Source organism: Desulfarculus baarsii DSM 2075, assembly GCF_000143965.1.
GTDB classification, from domain to species: Bacteria; Desulfobacterota; Desulfarculia; order Desulfarculales; family Desulfarculaceae; genus Desulfarculus; species Desulfarculus baarsii.
Genome location: NC_014365.1, coordinates 1,850,236 through 1,870,445, shown reverse-complemented (window position 1 = coordinate 1,870,445; position 20,210 = coordinate 1,850,236). Strand labels below are relative to the sequence as shown.

3 protein-coding genes and 1 CRISPR repeat array (1 of these 4 running past the window's edge) are annotated in these 20,210 nt (G+C 63.4%); of the genes, 2 read left to right on the top strand and 1 reads right to left on the bottom strand.

The window, feature by feature from the left end; genetic code table 11:
* The first annotated feature begins 1 nt into the window (after nucleotide 1).
* Nucleotides 2–781 carry an ATP-binding cassette domain-containing protein gene (locus DEBA_RS08340; RefSeq protein WP_013258487.1) on the top strand — a complete coding sequence of 260 codons (780 nt, stop codon included), beginning with the start codon at nucleotides 2–4 and terminating at the stop codon, nucleotides 779–781.
* The gene (locus DEBA_RS08335; RefSeq protein WP_013258486.1) at nucleotides 774–1,544 is read left to right on the top strand and encodes an ABC transporter ATP-binding protein; all 771 of its coding nucleotides are present in this window, start codon (nucleotides 774–776) and stop codon (nucleotides 1,542–1,544) included. The genes DEBA_RS08340 and DEBA_RS08335 overlap by 8 nt, the downstream gene beginning before the upstream one ends.
* 776 nt (nucleotides 1,545–2,320) lie before the next feature.
* Here DEBA_RS08335 and DEBA_RS08330 read toward each other — a convergent pair.
* Nucleotides 2,321–4,162, bottom strand: a complete 1,842-nt coding sequence (locus tag DEBA_RS08330) for an autotransporter outer membrane beta-barrel domain-containing protein (protein WP_013258485.1) — start codon at nucleotides 4,160–4,162, stop codon at nucleotides 2,321–2,323.
* A gap of 355 nt (nucleotides 4,163–4,517) precedes the next feature.
* Nucleotides 4,518–20,210: direct repeats of the CRISPR family, unit length 32 nt; unit sequence GTTTCAATCCACGCCCCTGCGTGAGGGGCGAC; it runs 5,455 nt beyond the window's last position.

Here is a 20,210-nt window from a genome sequence, read left to right as displayed (position 1 = left end):
CATGGGCGTTACTGTGCGGGGACTTTGCGTCGAGGGTCCGGGCGGCGCGCCGCTGGTGCGGGGGGTTGATTTGCGCGTCGAGCCGACGGAGATCCTGGGCTTGGTGGGCCCCAGCGGCGCGGGCAAGTCGCTGGTGGCGGCGGCCATGGCCGGCTTGATCCCGCCGCCGGCATTGGCGCGGGCCGGCCGCATGGATTTCGACGGCCGAACGCTGAATATGACCGACCCACGGCAGTGGCGCGGCCTGCGCGGTCGCGGCGTGTTCTTGCTGATGCAAAGCTCGGCCGCCGCCCTGGACCCGACCATGACCATCGGCCGCCAGGTGGCCGAGGCCCTGAGCGCCAACGGCGTGATGGCCCCCAAACAGGCCCGCGACGCCACGGGTGGGCTCTTGGCGCAAGTCGGGCTGGAGCCCGGCCTCCAGCGCGCCTATCCCCACCAGCTAAGCGGCGGCATGCGCCAACGCGTGCAACTGGCCATGGCCCTGGGCCTGCGGCCGCGCCTGCTCATCGCCGACGAACCCACCACCGGCCTGGACCCGATCATGCAAGCGGAAATATTGCGTCTGCTGCGCCTGATGAACGCGCGGCACGGCTCGGCCATGATGCTCATCAGCCACGACTGGCGAGTGATCGCGGCCATGGCCGCGCGGGTGGCGGTGATGGAACGCGGCGCGATCGTCGAAAGCGGGCCCACGGCCCAACTCATGGCCAGCCCGCGTCACCCCACCACGCGCCTGGCCATGGCCGCCCTGCGCGAGCTTGAGGCCGCCCGTGCCTGAGCCGTTGTTGCGCGCCCAAGGGCTGACCAAGGCCTACGCGGCGTCGGGCGGCGGCGCGCGCCGGGCCGTGGACGGGGTGAGCCTGACAATCCTGCCTGGCCAAGCCGTGGGCGTGGCCGGACCCAGCGGCTCGGGCAAATCGACCCTGGGCCGGCTGATCCTGGGCCTGGAGCCCCTCGACGTCGGACAACTGCGCCTGGCCGGCGTGGAATATGGCCGAGGCAAGGGCGACAGGCCCCGCCTGGCCCGCCTGGTCCAGATGATCTGGCAAGACCCCCAGGTTCATCTCAACCCGCGCATGAGCGCCAGCCAAGCCGTGGCCGAGCCGTTGTGGGCCATCGCCGGGCGAGCGAAGCCGCGCGCCCAAGCCCAAGCGCGCGACTTGCTGGCCCGCGTCGGCCTGGAGCCCGGCCTGGCCGAGCGCCGGCCGCACCAGCTCAGCGGCGGGCAATGCCAGCGCGTGGCCATTGCCCGGGCCCTGGCCCTGGGGCCACGGCTGTTGATCTGCGACGAGGCCGTGGCCAGCCTGGATCTGCCCGGTCAACTGCAAATCGTCGATCTGCTGGACGAGTTGGTCGTGGGAGGCCTGTCGGTGCTGTTCATCAGCCACGATCTGGGTATCTTGGCGCGGCTGTGCGCCGAGGTTCACGTCATGGACCGGGGCGCGGTGATCGAGTCTGGCCCCGTGGCGCGGGTGTTGGATACTCCACGGCGTGAATTGACCAAGCGGCTTTTGGCTGGCGAGCCCATGCCCCGGCGTTAACGCCAGTAAAGAAACCCGCCGGTCTCTCCCACGAATATGCCGCCACATCGGCGGGGACCCCTGGGCCTACGGCGGGTTTCTTTTTTTCGCTCGGGCTGCCGAGGGAGCGACGACCAGGCGGCCAAGGCCGACCGTCGATGGGGGGCGTCAAGCGCGTTTTTACGCCGGCCCAGGCCAGATTCGGCGCCCCCCCCGAACGCCAAAAAAGTTGCGCCCGACGGGACTCGCATGTCGGGCCGCGCCCAAAGGGTCGGCTGGGCACGCTCAACGTCAGGCGCTAGTTGATATCATAAATAATCGCCGTGTTTTGTCAACGGCGTCACCGGAAAATTTCGTTGGCGCCAATGGCGGACGGTGAAGCCGACTTGACGCCATGCTGGCCGCGCTGGACCCGAATGTTGGTACAAAACCAAAAAAACGACCAGAGCGGGAGGCCGGTCAGCTCCTCCGTTCCTGGGAAGTCCACGACTACAGCCGTTCGACCGCCCAGGCGTCCTACTCCGCCTTTCGACGGGATACGCTCTGATCTATTAGATATTTTAAAAGATGGCGCGGAAGGCGTCAAGGCGCTGGGCGTGGCCATGACCTGCCAAGCCACACACACCTTGACCCCCGTTTCAATCCACGCCCCCGCGTGAGGGGCGACCTGGGCCGCGCCGGCCAGGTTTGCCTGTTTTTCCTTGACGTTTTCAATCCGCGCAACGTCCAGCCGGACAAGGACTTGGCGGGCAAGTCGCTCCTACGGAGGCAAATATGAACCAACCACGGGGGTAGGCCTAGAAATTGAAGTTCACGCTCAACTCCCCACCGTAGCTTGTCACCTCGTGATTGAAGGCCACCGCCGAAGCCGAGCCTTGCAGCATCACCCGCGAATTGAGCCTATAAGAAGCGCCTAGCAACATGGTGGCCCAATCGGAAGCCACCGGTACGGCGGCCATGGAATAGGACGGGGCCTCCACGGTGGTGAGCGCGGCCGTTACGCTGCGGTCCCTTTCGGCCCATTCGTGGCTCCAGTTCGCTTCCGCGAATGGTTGCCAATCACCCAGTTCCAGCGATAAGCGCCAGCCTAGCTGGCTGACAAGGGAATCCCGCGTGATGCTGTCAAACCACAGGGCCGTGACCCCGGTGCCGCCGGTTTCCCTGAAGCTGTCGAGCCACACTTTTTGCATCACCACGCCCGCCACTGGGCCGGTGGTGAAAGGTCCGATCTTTATATCGCCGCCGGCGCGCAAGGCGAGCGCTTGAGAATGCCCGTCGGTGTCGGAGTCGTTATGATCGATTAAGATTCCAAGAGGCGCTTGACGCGTGATTTTGTCGCTAAACTGGCCGTAGGAAGCCACGGCGTTTCCCCATAACCAGCCGATCTTGTAGGCGGCATACAGGCTCAGGGCCCCGTCTGTCTGATCGAAATGGCCACCGGTGGAAAAGTCCTGCCTCTGACTGCCCGCCGTAAGGGCCGCGCCCATGATAAGACCGCGCGTGGTCTGATAATCCACGCCCGCCGACCCGCTGAAGGGGACGCCCGAAGCGGTGGGGAAGCCCGAGGCGTTCTTGATTTTCTGTCTATAGGCTCCGACGCTGGTCCACACATTGACGCCGCCTGGTCCGCGATGTCGCCAGGACAGATCGATCTGTCGCTGAATAGTGGCCGTGCGCGCCAAACCACCCTGCACCGCGCCTTCGGTGATCAAGGATATCTGGCTGGGCGCGGCCAGCAGGTTGTAGTTGTAATCGGCGACAATGGTTTGGCCAGCCGTGGTTAGATGGTGACCATCTATAAATAGGAAGGTTTGCTGCTGGAGAGGGGTGAGAATGGCCAAAACGGCTGGCACGGAAGCGGGCGCACTGGACGACAACACCGAAGTTGCGGTAAACCCAAAAAGAGTGGGGTTTTTTATCACATATTCGATCAGGCTTTTCTGATCGGCGGGGATGTAGCGCACGCCAGCCGCGGTCATGCTCCGCCATATATCCACCCCGTAAAGCGTTGCCTGCGCGTAAGCGGCGGCTTTGTCGCTGGGAATCACGCCACCCAAGCCCGCGAGGGTGCAGCAATAGTAAGAATTGGGCGCCAAGATGACGCGGGCGCCAGCCGCTTGCAGACGCGCCACCGCCGCCGCCCAGGCGATTGCTTGCTCGTGCAGAAAGTTGGGGGAGACGACGTTCTGGGAAGCATAAATCAGATCGTTGTTGCCGGAACTTACGATGTAGAGCGCGGAGGGATTGGCGACGCCGCCCACGGATGCGAGATAGTTGGCGACCTGTTGGGTAGAGGGGACGAGGCCTAGCCTGGCCATCGTGGTGTAGGCTCCGCCGACGGCGTAGTTGGTTCCGCCGTCGCCGATCGTGGCGGCGTCAAGGCCAAACTTGCCCGCCAGGATGGTGGTGTTCATCACCCCGTTGCCAGCCCATCCACCATTGGCGCCCAGAGCAACGGCGTCGGCGATCGCGCTATCTAATTCCGCGTCTCCCGAGGTGTGATAGCGGAGATACCCGGTGTCCAGGGTGCTGTCGCCAAGTCCGACAAACTGGCTGAACCCAGCCGCGCCAGCCGCGCCGGACGTGCACAGCGCGATGAAGGCAAGCAATACAATCGCCAGGGCAAATCGTTTAGACATTTGGTCCTCTCTATTTTGGTTGAGCCTCATATGTGGCAAAAAATCATGTCGCATTACTATATGCTCAAAACTACCGTCTAGGGGTGGGCAAACTTGGCCCTCGGCATTATGCCCGGCTTGCCTAATCCGTTTTGTCCGACATATATCACCGCGATGATGCCACAGCAGCGGTAGCTGAACGATTCATTGCACGGGACAAGCCCCCGTGCGCCGTGGCTTTCTAGCTAATGTTTCGCTTCCTGTACGCCCTTCGTTGTGGAGACCCAATCATAGTCGAAGGCGTGCGCCGCCCCCCACAAAACATTCAATGAGGGGCGACCTCTGGATGCGGGCCGGCGCTTGTTTTCTATCGCCGGTTTCAATCCGCGCCCCTGCGTGAGGGGCGACCCAGAATACCAAATATATGCGTACACGCGCGCGCGAAGTTTCAATCCACGCCCCTGCGTGAGAGGCGACTAGCCATTATCGGCGATTCCCCAGACCGCACGGGGCGTTTCAATCCACGCCCCTGCGTGAGGGGCGACGTCTGTGGCGTCATGAACCGTAATTGCAGATCGGTGTTTCAATCCACGCCCCTGCGTGAGGGGCGACGGCTCGATTCCGCCCGCGACTTCCAAGCCTTTCTGTTTCAATCCACGCCCCTGCGTGAGGGGCGACGCCCCGACATGGACACGGTGACCCTTGAATTCGAGTTTCAATCCACGCCCCTGCGTGAGGGGCGACACGGCGCGGCGTTGGATCACCCACTCGCCGGTCTGGTTTCAATCCACGCCCCTGCGTGAGGGGCGACCTGACGGCGCGCGAGGCTAGCCGCCGCGCGGCCGAGTTTCAATCCACGCCCCTGCGTGAGGGGCGACCGCCCATGCCGCCGCCGACAATGGCCCCCACCAGGTTTCAATCCACGCCCCTGCGTGAGGGGCGACCGCTGTGGGCGGCGAAGGGCGACGGCGGCCGGTAAGTTTCAATCCACGCCCCTGCGTGAGGGGCGACTCAAGTTGTCGGCCCCGCCAGCCGCGCTCAAGTGTTTCAATCCACGCCCCTGCGTGAGGGGCGACTCGCTCAGGGAACATTTGCCGAGGGTCGAGCTTTAGTTTCAATCCACGCCCCTGCGTGAGGGGCGACTAAGTAGACGATCTCGTATGGCATTTCGGCGGCGTTTCAATCCACGCCCCTGCGTGAGGGGCGACAAAAGGGCGGCCGCGCCCAAAACAAGCATGGCAATGTTTCAATCCACGCCCCTGCGTGAGGGGCGACTCAGATGCCGGCGCGGTTTGCGGCGTGTCGCCATGGTTTCAATCCACGCCCCTGCGTGAGGGGCGACGTGGTGGGGGGGGGGCCCATGAAACATCTACCGCAAGTTTCAATCCACGCCCCTGCGTGAGGGGCGACTAAGTCGCCTGCTCTGACCAATTGAGCTACCACAGTTTCAATCCACGCCCCTGCGTGAGGGGCGACTGGAGGAGAAGCTCAACCAAGGGGCTATCGTGGTTGTTTCAATCCACGCCCCTGCGTGAGGGGCGACGGAGGGCGCTGTTTTCGTCTCCCAGTTCTTCGTTGTTTCAATCCACGCCCCTGCGTGAGGGGCGACTGGGACGCCCGCTATCCTCCCATGATCAAACGAAGTTTCAATCCACGCCCCTGCGTGAGGGGCGACCGTCACGGCTGGCGACAGCATCCAGGCGGCCTATGTTTCAATCCACGCCCCTGCGTGAGGGGCGACGACAGCATGCCCGAGGCCTTGGCCGAATACCACGTTTCAATCCACGCCCCTGCGTGAGGGGCGACGGGAGCCGATGCACACCGTCACGGCCATGAACGACGTTTCAATCCACGCCCCTGCGTGAGGGGCGACGGAGGGCGCTGTTTTCGTCTCCCAGTTCTTCGTTGTTTCAATCCACGCCCCTGCGTGAGGGGCGACTGGGACGCCCGCTATCCTCCCATGATCAAACGAAGTTTCAATCCACGCCCCTGCGTGAGGGGCGACCGTCACGGCTGGCGACAGCATCCAGGCGGCCTATGTTTCAATCCACGCCCCTGCGTGAGGGGCGACGACAGCATGCCCGAGGCCTTGGCCGAATACCACGTTTCAATCCACGCCCCTGCGTGAGGGGCGACCTGACGCCGCCTGCCGACGAGGGCCTTTGGTGGCGAGTTTCAATCCACGCCCCTGCGTGAGGGGCGACGCTGACGACGTGCTTCCGCCCGTACTTGGCGCGGTTTCAATCCACGCCCCTGCGTGAGGGGCGACGTAAGATGAGCCCGGACGATCAACACGGGTTCGGGGTTTCAATCCACGCCCCTGCGTGAGGGGCGACTGGGGCGAAATTGCCGCGCTGCTGGCCTACATCGCGGTTTCAATCCACGCCCCTGCGTGAGGGGCGACGCACTTTCGGCGAGATGACCCGGCAGACGTCTATCCGTTTCAATCCACGCCCCTGCGTGAGGGGCGACGTCCAAAAGCCGGGGGCGCTCTTGTAGTCACGGGTTTCAATCCACGCCCCTGCGTGAGGGGCGACCAATATAGCCCCTCACGCAGGCGAACGACAAAAGTTTCAATCCACGCCCCTGCGTGAGGGGCGACCCAGACGCGGCCCAGGGCTAGCCCCCCCCAAAAGTTTCGATCCACGCCCCTGCGTGAGGGGCGACGACAGGCCAACAAAAGTAGTTGATATGATTAAGGGTTTCAATCCACGCCCCTGCGTGAGGGGCGACCCGATCACAAAATGGTTGGTCAGGTCCGTTGGAAGTTTCAATCCACGCCCCTGCGTGAGGGGCGACATCAGCGTGCGGCTTTTGCCTGTGCCCATGTCCATGTTTCAATCCACGCCCCTGCGTGAGGGGCGACGGCGATCTTTTTGAACATGGCCGCACCTCCAATAAGTTTCAATCCACGCCCCTGCGTGAGGGGCGACCCTTTGCCCCCAGCCCCTTGAGCGTTGACGCTCGTGTTTCAATCCACGCCCCTGCGTGAGGGGCGACCTGTCGCCGTGCTTCACCCCGGCCATGTCGCAGAGTTTCAATCCACGCCCCTGCGTGAGGGGCGACCTGGCGCGGAAAAAGTCGCCCCAGGACTTGAAGAAGTTTCAATCCACGCCCCTGCGTGAGGGGCGACGAGCGCCGTCTCGGCGTCGTCCTCTTCTTCGTCGCCGTTTCAATCCACGCCCCTGCGTGAGGGGCGACCCAAATGCTGGCAATCTGCGCCACCATCTGCGCGTTTCAATCCACGCCCCTGCGTGAGGGGCGACCCCCGCTCAAACTCAACCCGGTGATGGAGTTGCTGTTTCAATCCACGCCCCTGCGTGAGGGGCGACACGGGCCGGGCTCTGTTCCCGGCGCAGTCATCGGAGTTTCAATCCACGCCCCTGCGTGAGGGGCGACACCGGCCATGCAGCGAGTCATAAACCCGCCCGAGTTTCAATCCACGCCCCTGCGTGAGGGGCGACTCGAATGCTTCGCCGCAGCTTGCCAGACCTGTCCTTGTTTCAATCCACGCCCCTGCGTGAGGGGCGACCATGTCGCGGACGTCGCCCTCGTAGCGGTCAACCAGTTTCAATCCACGCCCCTGCGTGAGGGGCGACGCATAACGCGCAAAATGTGGTTTTCGTTCACAACGTTTCAATCCACGCCCCTGCGTGAGGGGCGACATGGCCGAGGCCCTGGGCCGCGACAAGGTGCACCTGTTTCAATCCACGCCCCTGCGTGAGGGGCGACGGCGATGAGCGCCATCCGCGAGCTGTGGCTGGAGTTTCAATCCACGCCCCTGCGTGAGGGGCGACGTGGTGATCCGCAACTCGCTGGACATCGCCCAGTTTCAATCCACGCCCCTGCGTGAGGGGCGACCAGGAAGGCCTTGGCAATGGGCCGCGTATGGCTGAGTTTCAATCCACGCCCCTGCGTGAGGGGCGACGCCGCCAGGCGCTCGGGCCGCGGGCGGGCGGCGAAGTTTCAATCCACGCCCCTGCGTGAGGGGCGACAAGGCGGGGCAGTTTTGGCCGTCATTAGGCCCAACGTTTCAATCCACGCCCCTGCGTGAGGGGCGACCAGGGTCATGCCCCGCCAGTCCACGATGTTGCCGGCGTTTCAATCCACGCCCCTGCGTGAGGGGCGACAATTCACGGTTATCGCTGGCGGATTCGGATTGCAGTTTCAATCCACGCCCCTGCGTGAGGGGCGACCGTGGCCGACGACATCAGTCAGCGTTACGGCCCGAGTTTCAATCCACGCCCCTGCGTGAGGGGCGACCCAAGTCCGTCAACGGCCTTGGACAGCGTTTCCTGTTTCAATCCACGCCCCTGCGTGAGGGGCGACCGGCAAGCGCTCGGATCGCGGCCGCCCGCGGTTGTTTCAATCCACGCCCCTGCGTGAGGGGCGACGCGCGTAGCGGTGTTCAGCGACATCGAGGCGCTAAGTTTCAATCCACGCCCCTGCGTGAGGGGCGACGTGGAATCCAGCGGACCATGCCTTGCCGTGGGCATGTTTCAATCCACGCCCCTGCGTGAGGGGCGACAAGCACGTCGTCATGCCAATGAGGGTGTGAGCATGGTTTCAATCCACGCCCCTGCGTGAGGGGCGACCGGACTGCGCCGGAGGGGCGTGTAGGCTGTGATGCGTTTCAATCCACGCCCCTGCGTGAGGGGCGACTGCTGCTCAAACTGGCGCGGGAGCAACACCAGCACGTTTCAATCCACGCCCCTGCGTGAGGGGCGACCGAAGACTCAAGCCAGTGAGGTTCGGAAAAAACGTTTCAATCCACGCCCCTGCGTGAGGGGCGACCGGGCCATCCGCGAGGCCATTGGCCTGACCCAAGTTTCAATCCACGCCCCTGCGTGAGGGGCGACGTCAAGTTGTCGGCCCCGCCAGCCGCGCTCAAGTGTTTCAATCCACGCCCCTGCGTGAGGGGCGACATGGCCGAGGCCCTGGGCCGCGACAAGGTGCACCTGTTTCAATCCACGCCCCTGCGTGAGGGGCGACGACGACGCCCACCAGCGGCGCTGGCTGGTCGCCGTGTTTCAATCCACGCCCCTGCGTGAGGGGCGACTCATCCCGCACCGGGTGTCGGGGCCAAATATTGATAGTTTCAATCCACGCCCCTGCGTGAGGGGCGACTTCGGCGTGCCGGTGGTGCCGCCGTTGGTGACTTGTTTCAATCCACGCCCCTGCGTGAGGGGCGACCTCCCCAAATGCGCTGGAGTCGTCTGCCCGCACGGTTTCAATCCACGCCCCTGCGTGAGGGGCGACTCGCCAGGGGTCGTGTCCGGCGCACCATTCCCCAAGTTTCAATCCACGCCCCTGCGTGAGGGGCGACCTGTCGCTGGTGGATAAATTCGCCCTTGCGTGGGGTTTCAATCCACGCCCCTGCGTGAGGGGCGACCGCGACGATGTTGGCTCGGATCAGCGCCCGTGGGTGCGTTTCAATCCACGCCCCTGCGTGAGGGGCGACTGGCTTCGACATCACGGCCCAGGCCGTGCGGTAGTTTCAATCCACGCCCCTGCGTGAGGGGCGACGTGGTGGCACCGTCCAAGCCAAGGCGCAGGTAGGCGTTTCAATCCACGCCCCTGCGTGAGGGGCGACGCCCCGGCAGCGTCGTCTTCCGCTTCCCGCGAAGGTTTCAATCCACGCCCCTGCGTGAGGGGCGACGTGCCCATGCGGTCCACGATCTTGTAGCCCCGGCGAGTTTCAATCCACGCCCCTGCGTGAGGGGCGACACGGGCCGGGCTCTGTTCCCGGCGCAGTCATCGGGTTTCAATCCACGCCCCTGCGTGAGGGGCGACCGAATTAGGCCCTGCACCGGCGTGTCTTTGGTTTGGTTTCAATCCACGCCCCTGCGTGAGGGGCGACCCGTTGGCGCGCGGGAGATGAATACTATCAACGAGGTTTCAATCCACGCCCCTGCGTGAGGGGCGACATGTAGCGCCGGGCTGCGACAAACCGCCATTGTGGTTTCAATCCACGCCCCTGCGTGAGGGGCGACGTTTCGACCCTTTACGCCAAACTCAACCCCAACGAGTTTCAATCCACGCCCCTGCGTGAGGGGCGACACGGCGGCCAACTCGGGCGGCGTGAGCGCGGCGACGTTTCAATCCACGCCCCTGCGTGAGGGGCGACTTGGCCGGCGGCGACGCGCCGATAGTGGTTGCAGGTTTCAATCCACGCCCCTGCGTGAGGGGCGACCAAGCGTGATTGTCGCGGTCGGAAACGGAACCACAAGTTTCAATCCACGCCCCTGCGTGAGGGGCGACCGAAGAGAGGGCGGTGTGGTTACTGGATCAGGTAATGTTTCAATCCACGCCCCTGCGTGAGGGGCGACCCTAAGCACCTCACATGCTAGAATCGATAATAGAGTTTCAATCCACGCCCCTGCGTGAGGGGCGACTTGTACCACGAGACGCCCGTGCTGTCCAGGCTGTGTTTCAATCCACGCCCCTGCGTGAGGGGCGACAAGGTGAGGGAAAGAGGTTAACTAAGCTATACGAGTTTCAATCCACGCCCCTGCGTGAGGGGCGACCCTCCTCTGCATGGACCGAAGTCCGCGGTTGGCGTTTCAATCCACGCCCCTGCGTGAGGGGCGACTTAACACTTTGAATGCCTGCATAACAGTCATTAATGTTTCAATCCACGCCCCTGCGTGAGGGGCGACTCATCAGGTTTTTTGCATAGCGCGTCATATCCATGTTTCAATCCACGCCCCTGCGTGAGGGGCGACGCGAAAAGCGTGGCGGCCAAAAAACAACCGATTGAGTTTCAATCCACGCCCCTGCGTGAGGGGCGACTAAGTGCAATACTTCACAAGTGTCAGGTCAGAAGTTTCAATCCACGCCCCTGCGTGAGGGGCGACGCGTAAGGCACGTGCGCACGTACGCGCGCGTGAGTTTCAATCCACGCCCCTGCGTGAGGGGCGACGGCACGACATGGGATAACGATGTTTTGGTGACAAGTTTCAATCCACGCCCCTGCGTGAGGGGCGACCCGAAAATCCGCGCATTATCTACGACTTTGGCAGGGTTTCAATCCACGCCCCTGCGTGAGGGGCGACCTTCTGGCGCGAGGGTCAGACCCAGACGACAAAGTTTCAATCCACGCCCCTGCGTGAGGGGCGACACGACCAGCACTATCACGAAAGTGTATACCGACGTTTCAATCCACGCCCCTGCGTGAGGGGCGACCGAGGAGGGATACGATGCTTAAATCGACCAGGGCAGTTTCAATCCACGCCCCTGCGTGAGGGGCGACAGAACGGCTCTGAGAACTCTGTCCGATATGGCAGGTTTCAATCCACGCCCCTGCGTGAGGGGCGACTCGATCTCGGCCAAGTCGCCCACCAGGTTGGCCATGTTTCAATCCACGCCCCTGCGTGAGGGGCGACCCGAAAATCCGCGCATTATCTACGACTTTGGCAGGGTTTCAATCCACGCCCCTGCGTGAGGGGCGACCTTCTGGCGCGAGGGTCAGACCCAGACGACAAAGTTTCAATCCACGCCCCTGCGTGAGGGGCGACGTGGGACATCTACTCCGCCCCCCGGACGCTGGCGAGTTTCAATCCACGCCCCTGCGTGAGGGGCGACGTGGCGAAGGACGACGGGTCCTCTGCTCAACCCAGTTTCAATCCACGCCCCTGCGTGAGGGGCGACGCGCTGATCATTGACACGACCAGCCCCCCCACCACCGGTTTCAATCCACGCCCCTGCGTGAGGGGCGACGCCCACGCCGGGGCCAGACGCCCCGCCGACATGGGTTTCAATCCACGCCCCTGCGTGAGGGGCGACGGGGCGCGGCCCAGATCGTCAGCAACGCCGCCGGGTTTCAATCCACGCCCCTGCGTGAGGGGCGACGTCGCTGTTGGGTGAACGATATCGGTCGAATTTCGTTTCAATCCACGCCCCTGCGTGAGGGGCGACTGGAGCACCGCTCCTCGCCCACCAACCCGGCCAGTTTCAATCCACGCCCCTGCGTGAGGGGCGACGCGCGCAGGCTGGCCCTGCACGCCGACCTGGCCAAGTTTCAATCCACGCCCCTGCGTGAGGGGCGACGGACGTGGCATTCCTGGACTATCACCCGCTGCGCGTTTCAATCCACGCCCCTGCGTGAGGGGCGACAACCGGAAGTCGGACTCCCGGTTCAACTTCGCCATGTTTCAATCCACGCCCCTGCGTGAGGGGCGACGCCGGCCCCGGCGCGTCTCCGACTCCACCAGGGCGTTTCAATCCACGCCCCTGCGTGAGGGGCGACCCGCCGGCACGGCCGCCGGCGGCAGGGTGTATCCGTTTCAATCCACGCCCCTGCGTGAGGGGCGACGTAGCCGGCGGGCGGAACACACCCGGAACGACAGGGGTTTCAATCCACGCCCCTGCGTGAGGGGCGACCGCGCCAAGACCGCGCCAGGATGCGGTTGACGGCCGTTTCAATCCACGCCCCTGCGTGAGGGGCGACATGCACAGCGGTTCTTCCGCTTGATCAAAGCCCATGTTTCAATCCACGCCCCTGCGTGAGGGGCGACATGCACAGCGGTTCTTCCGCTTGATCAAAGCCCATGTTTCAATCCACGCCCCTGCGTGAGGGGCGACGTTCGAGGAGCGTAGGGTCAATGGCCGGCGGATCAGTTTCAATCCACGCCCCTGCGTGAGGGGCGACAGGAACTGCCCCAGGTATTCCTTGCCCATCTCCAGGTTTCAATCCACGCCCCTGCGTGAGGGGCGACTGTAATTATTAGCGGTTAGCTGATTTTACCGAAGCGTTTCAATCCACGCCCCTGCGTGAGGGGCGACTTGGTCATCGTGTGCGCCTGGGCCAGGAGTTTTTGTTTCAATCCACGCCCCTGCGTGAGGGGCGACCCAGTCCCTTGCGAAATTGGTGGTCGTAGACCCTGGTTTCAATCCACGCCCCTGCGTGAGGGGCGACGCACTCATCCTTGCGCACTTGATAGACATAGGGCGGTTTCAATCCACGCCCCTGCGTGAGGGGCGACTGTAGGCCGGCTGCAACTCGGCCCGTGCGTCCAGGTTTCAATCCACGCCCCTGCGTGAGGGGCGACCCGGCACGATGGCCAAGCCCTCCGCCGGCACCAGTTTCAATCCACGCCCCTGCGTGAGGGGCGACCTGATCAAAGACAGCGGCGAGGAATATACAAGCAGTTTCAATCCACGCCCCTGCGTGAGGGGCGACTCCGGCCACGGCCTCCTCGGGGCAGTGCATGCCCCGTTTCAATCCACGCCCCTGCGTGAGGGGCGACCGCGGATATCCATCTCGCGCCGCACGCCGTGGGCGTTTCAATCCACGCCCCTGCGTGAGGGGCGACTCGGCATGCCGTCGGCCGCCGGCGCGACCCTGGGCGTTTCAATCCACGCCCCTGCGTGAGGGGCGACTCAACCCGGCGTATCTGATCCAGAACGAACTGCAGTTTCAATCCACGCCCCTGCGTGAGGGGCGACTGGCCACGGCCGCCATTGCCGCGCCGTCCATCCAGGTTTCAATCCACGCCCCTGCGTGAGGGGCGACGGGTCAGCTTGAACTCGATTTTGTTGTCGGCGTCGTTTCAATCCACGCCCCTGCGTGAGGGGCGACCACGTTGCCCAGCGATACCGTGATCTCTGGGGCGTTTCAATCCACGCCCCTGCGTGAGGGGCGACAAACATATTTCGACGACCAGGGCCGCCAGGTCACTGTTTCAATCCACGCCCCTGCGTGAGGGGCGACGGGCGTACCGGGCCGAACGGCATGCCCCCGATACAGTTTCAATCCACGCCCCTGCGTGAGGGGCGACGGCCGACAACGTCGCGGTCGATGTTGGCGAGCATGTTTCAATCCACGCCCCTGCGTGAGGGGCGACTGACGTCCTCGGTCACCTTGCCCAGCGTGCGCCAGTTTCAATCCACGCCCCTGCGTGAGGGGCGACCATCCAGATACCACCGGCTGGGACGGGGTGGCAATGTTTCAATCCACGCCCCTGCGTGAGGGGCGACCAACACCGTCACCGTGCCGACGGCGGACCAGTCGTCGTTTCAATCCACGCCCCTGCGTGAGGGGCGACAACTTCGCCATTAAGGCGGAGATTCCCGGCGGCGTGTTTCAATCCACGCCCCTGCGTGAGGGGCGACCCTGCTCCTAACGCAGAGCCAGGCAACAGCATCGGTTTCAATCCACGCCCCTGCGTGAGGGGCGACGCTGACGGCGCGCGAGGCTAGCCGCCGCGCGGCCGGTTTCAATCCACGCCCCTGCGTGAGGGGCGACTGTTGGCGGATTTGGAGGAGAGGAGAGTGACGAATGGTTTCAATCCACGCCCCTGCGTGAGGGGCGACCGTCATCGGCCGCTCTTTCCCAGGCGGCAGTCGAGTTTCAATCCACGCCCCTGCGTGAGGGGCGACGCGACGATGTTGGCTCGGATCAACGCCCGTGGGTGCGTTTCAATCCACGCCCCTGCGTGAGGGGCGACCTGATCATTGACACGACCAGCCCTCCCACCACCGGTTTCAATCCACGCCCCTGCGTGAGGGGCGACTGGGCCGGCTCGGCGTAGAGCCAGGTTGTGGCCGGTTTCAATCCACGCCCCTGCGTGAGGGGCGACCGCGTGGGCGGCAACACATTCACCGATAGTTTCAACGTTTCAATCCACGCCCCTGCGTGAGGGGCGACACTTGGACTCCTTTGGGGCAGACTGTTGTTTATGTTTCAATCCACGCCCCTGCGTGAGGGGCGACCCCGTAGGTACAAGGGTTGGTTATGCTCGTATAGCAGTTTCAATCCACGCCCCTGCGTGAGGGGCGACCGGCCATTTGCACAATGATGCTGCGCAGGTCAACGTTTCAATCCACGCCCCTGCGTGAGGGGCGACTCGGCGTCTTTACTTCGTTGCCAGACTGGGCCGTTGTTTCAATCCACGCCCCTGCGTGAGGGGCGACCGCGGGCGGCCACCATGCTGATGCCGGTCTGCTCGTTTCAATCCACGCCCCTGCGTGAGGGGCGACCACGTTTTGACCGTGATGGCCGTGCGGGGAGAGGGTTTCAATCCACGCCCCTGCGTGAGGGGCGACGGCGGCGCGGGAGATGATCGAGCGGCTGGCAAGGGTTTCAATCCACGCCCCTGCGTGAGGGGCGACCCGTTGGTTCAGGCTAAGGGGTTGCTCGCCACCGCGTTTCAATCCACGCCCCTGCGTGAGGGGCGACCTGTCGCTGGTGGATAAATTTGCTCTTGCGTGGGGTTTCAATCCACGCCCCTGCGTGAGGGGCGACCCGCTACTGGGGCAACATCGCCTACGGCATTCGAGTTTCAATCCACGCCCCTGCGTGAGGGGCGACGAATTGCCGAACACGCTTGGCAAACATTTCCTCCGTTTCAATCCACGCCCCTGCGTGAGGGGCGACCTGCTCTAAATGCCTTCATTTTCATTGCTCCAAACCGTTTCAATCCACGCCCCTGCGTGAGGGGCGACGAGGGTTGACCACGACCACGCGGCGACGGCCCATGTTTCAATCCACGCCCCTGCGTGAGGGGCGACCATGCTTTCGTAAAAAGCCCCGTCGTCCAGTCCCAGTTTCAATCCACGCCCCTGCGTGAGGGGCGACTAATCAGCAGGGCAGCACCAGCAGCCACGAGGGCGTTTCAATCCACGCCCCTGCGTGAGGGGCGACCACTACAAAGCCCTGGGCCTGAACGAGGACGGCATGTTTCAATCCACGCCCCTGCGTGAGGGGCGACTTGGCGTGAAATGGCCAGAAGTGGAGGAATAGTGTTTCAATCCACGCCCCTGCGTGAGGGGCGACCAAGCTCCCACCTGGGGTTGACGGCCATCGTGTGTTTCAATCCACGCCCCTGCGTGAGGGGCGACATGAAATCTTTTGCCGCACCGGGCGCTCGTTGACGTTTCAATCCACGCCCCTGCGTGAGGGGCGACCGGATTGCAACCACGTTCATTTTTCACCATCCCGTTTCAATCCACGCCCCTGCGTGAGGGGCGACCCAAGCGCCTGTCCCGAGGTGGGTCCACGAAACGGTTTCAATCCACGCCCCTGCGTGAGGGGCGACCCTTGCGCGTCATCGTCAAGCGCCCGTCCAGAAGCAGTTTCAATCCACGCCCCTGCGTGAGGGGCGACGGTGTGCCGGTTGGGCCGTACAGGAGCATGACCATGTTTCAATCCACGCCCCTGCGTGAGGGGCGACTCCTTCTACTTTGCTTATATGGACTAGTACTATAAGTTTCAATCCACGCCCCTGCGTGAGGGGCGACGGGATCATGCACGATCCAACCGGCCCCATCAAAAAGTTTCAATCCACGCCCCTGCGTGAGGGGCGACCACAACCGTGGCGTGGCCGTCCGGCGTGACGCGCGTTTCAATCCACGCCCCTGCGTGAGGGGCGACGTCTGGTGCCATTCGCAAAACCAGCGAATGGCCCGCGTTTCAATCCACGCCCCTGCGTGAGGGGCGACCGCGAGCCTCCCCGCGCTCGATCCGCAACCGCAAGTGTTTCAATCCACGCCCCTGCGTGAGGGGCGACTAATCAAGGCGTGGTACACGCGGGCGTATGGCATGGTTTCAATCCACGCCCCTGCGTGAGGGGCGACGCCAAGGCCATGAGTCCCCACGGCGACGGCGGCGTTTCAATCCACGCCCCTGCGTGAGGGGCGACGGGTTTCCGCCCCCACTCAGGTTGCGCGTATTCAGTTTCAATCCACGCCCCTGCGTGAGGGGCGACGTGGGCTATGACTATGTCGTGCAATCCGCCCGTGTTTCAATCCACGCCCCTGCGTGAGGGGCGACATGACGTAATGCGGTTCGGCCCATGCAGCATTTATGTTTCAATCCACGCCCCTGCGTGAGGGGCGACTCAGGAAGGTTACGCTAGCCGTCGGCGCGCAGGAGTTTCAATCCACGCCCCTGCGTGAGGGGCGACATGAGGGAGAGCGGCTCCGTGGCCGACCTGACGGCGTTTCAATCCACGCCCCTGCGTGAGGGGCGACTCTTATCCTTTCTATGGATTGTTTGTACTAGTGGTTTCAATCCACGCCCCTGCGTGAGGGGCGACTATATACAGCATATTTACTACCTACTCTATATAGGTTTCAATCCACGCCCCTGCGTGAGGGGCGACCTTATCTTCCTGCCGACACGCTGATGGCGGCGGTGTTTCAATCCACGCCCCTGCGTGAGGGGCGACCCGCCGTGGCCAGAAGCAGTGAGGCGATGATGAGGTTTCAATCCACGCCCCTGCGTGAGGGGCGACTTCATGTCAGCGGCATAAGCCCGCCCCAACGGCGTTTCAATCCACGCCCCTGCGTGAGGGGCGACAAGTGCTTGCAATCCGGGCTGGCCCACAGCAGGTGTTTCAATCCACGCCCCTGCGTGAGGGGCGACCTGGCCCAGACCGAGGCGTCGACGCTCATTGCGCTGTTTCAATCCACGCCCCTGCGTGAGGGGCGACGATGGCTACATTGGGTTCCACGACGGCGGATTGCCCCGTTTCAATCCACGCCCCTGCGTGAGGGGCGACACAGACAACGACAACGAGGCCACGCACGAGGCCCTGTTTCAATCCACGCCCCTGCGTGAGGGGCGACCACCTATTTAGATTATTCATATTCAAAACCATTTGTGTTTCAATCCACGCCCCTGCGTGAGGGGCGACCCATGGGGATAGACCCGCCGGAACGAAAAGTACCAGTTTCAGTCCACGCCCCTGCGTGAGGGGCGACCCGGAAAGGCCGTGTTGAGTGTGATTTAGCAGCCGGTTTCAATCCACGCCCCTGCGTGAGGGGCGACTTTTCGCCGCGCTCGTTGAACACGCAATACCTCGGGTTTCAATCCACGCCCCTGCGTGAGGGGCGACCCGGCGGCGTTGACGCCCAGCAGCGTGGACGTGGGGTTTCAATCCACGCCCCTGCGTGAGGGGCGACGTGTGTACAAGCACTATGCTGAGGTGTACCCCATGTTTCAATCCACGCCCCTGCGTGAGGGGCGACGCGATCCGCCAACCATTGGCCGATCGCCAATGAGCGTTTCAATCCACGCCCCTGCGTGAGGGGCGACGCGACTGTCCATTTATCCGCGCGGCCTGGCGAAGTTTCAATCCACGCCCCTGCGTGAGGGGCGACGGAGCAGGTCAAATGGCACATTATCACGGTGCTGGTTTCAATCCACGCCCCTGCGTGAGGGGCGACTTTATGCCGTTTGGCGTGCCGACGGCCCCAGATTCAGTTTCAATCCACGCCCCTGCGTGAGGGGCGACGTGGGCCATCCTCGGCTTCGCGCTTTGCGTCCTGCGTTTCAATCCACGCCCCTGCGTGAGGGGCGACTCGGGCGCCTCGGCGGCAGCCTTACGCAGCGCGGCGTTTCAATCCACGCCCCTGCGTGAGGGGCGACGCACGTTGAGCGTTTTTAGCGCCTCGATGTCGCTGTTTCAATCCACGCCCCTGCGTGAGGGGCGACGAGCGGCTGCGGGCGCTGAAGACGCGAGAACTGAAGTTTCAATCCACGCCCCTGCGTGAGGGGCGACACGCGGGCGATGTGCTGGCCGGCAAGGAACTCGACGTTTCAATCCACGCCCCTGCGTGAGGGGCGACTGGAGGCGGCCGTGGAATGCGGGATAGTCCCGATATGTTTCAATCCACGCCCCTGCGTGAGGGGCGACCCGGCATGCTCGACGTACTGCGCCAGTCGTGGTGGTTTCAATCCACGCCCCTGCGTGAGGGGCGACCGGTTGGCTCATGGCCATGCCAAAAAGTGCGAGCCCGTTTCAATCCACGCCCCTGCGTGAGGGGCGACTGTATCCTGACGCGCCAACCGCAAGCGATTTTCCGTTTCAATCCACGCCCCTGCGTGAGGGGCGACGTGCGTAGGTGGCCATATAATACACAATCAAGATCGTTTCAATCCACGCCCCTGCGTGAGGGGCGACAATTAAGTTTATCAATAAATTGAATTTAATTAGGTTTCAATCCACGCCCCTGCGTGAGGGGCGACTTTTCCAGCGCCAAGCTGGCCGCCGCCCCCGCCGCGGTTTCAATCCACGCCCCTGCGTGAGGGGCGACGCCATCGCGGAAGTAAGCCGCGTTGTCACGGCGGTTTCAATCCACGCCCCTGCGTGAGGGGCGACCAAATAATTATCCCCGTCATGCCACGGCATGACGGTTTCAATCCACGCCCCTGCGTGAGGGGCGACTATCCGGGCCAGGCGATGCTGACCCTGACCTGCCGTTTCAATCCACGCCCCTGCGTGAGGGGCGACATGGCCCCAGTTGGGGCCGTAGTTAAATGGGGCCAGTTTCAATCCACGCCCCTGCGTGAGGGGCGACGGGAGAGAGAAAATGGAACAGGTGCTGGTGGTCACGTTTCAATCCACGCCCCTGCGTGAGGGGCGACCGGACAACCTGCGCATTGTGGCCGCCAACGCCAGTTTCAATCCACGCCCCTGCGTGAGGGGCGACTGCCGAGGTGACAGAGGCAGAGGCTGAACAGGAAGTTTCAATCCACGCCCCTGCGTGAGGGGCGACGCAAGCCGCGCTGGACACGGCGGTCAACGATCAAGTTTCAATCCACGCCCCTGCGTGAGGGGCGACGCCCAACACCGAATCCGGTGCTGGTACGTGTGGCGTTTCAATCCACGCCCCTGCGTGAGGGGCGACCCGCGATTACTTCCATAGTCAAGCCATTTGCGATGGTTTCAATCCACGCCCCTGCGTGAGGGGCGACGACATCCCGTTCTGACCATTTTGCCGACTCCGGGAGTTTCAATCCACGCCCCTGCGTGAGGGGCGACATAAGCAAAGTAGAAGGATATGGACTAGTACTGTAGTTTCAATCCACGCCCCTGCGTGAGGGGCGACGTTGATAGCATGGTGGCCACAGCCAGGGTAACCGTTTCAATCCACGCCCCTGCGTGAGGGGCGACGGCAATTCTGGGGCGATATCTCTAGCAATGAGACGTTTCAATCCACGCCCCTGCGTGAGGGGCGACCCATGCTGCAGCAGAGCGCCACGGCCCAGGCAGGTTTCAATCCACGCCCCTGCGTGAGGGGCGACACTTCAGGGCGTTGTAGATGGCCATGCCGTCAAGTTTCA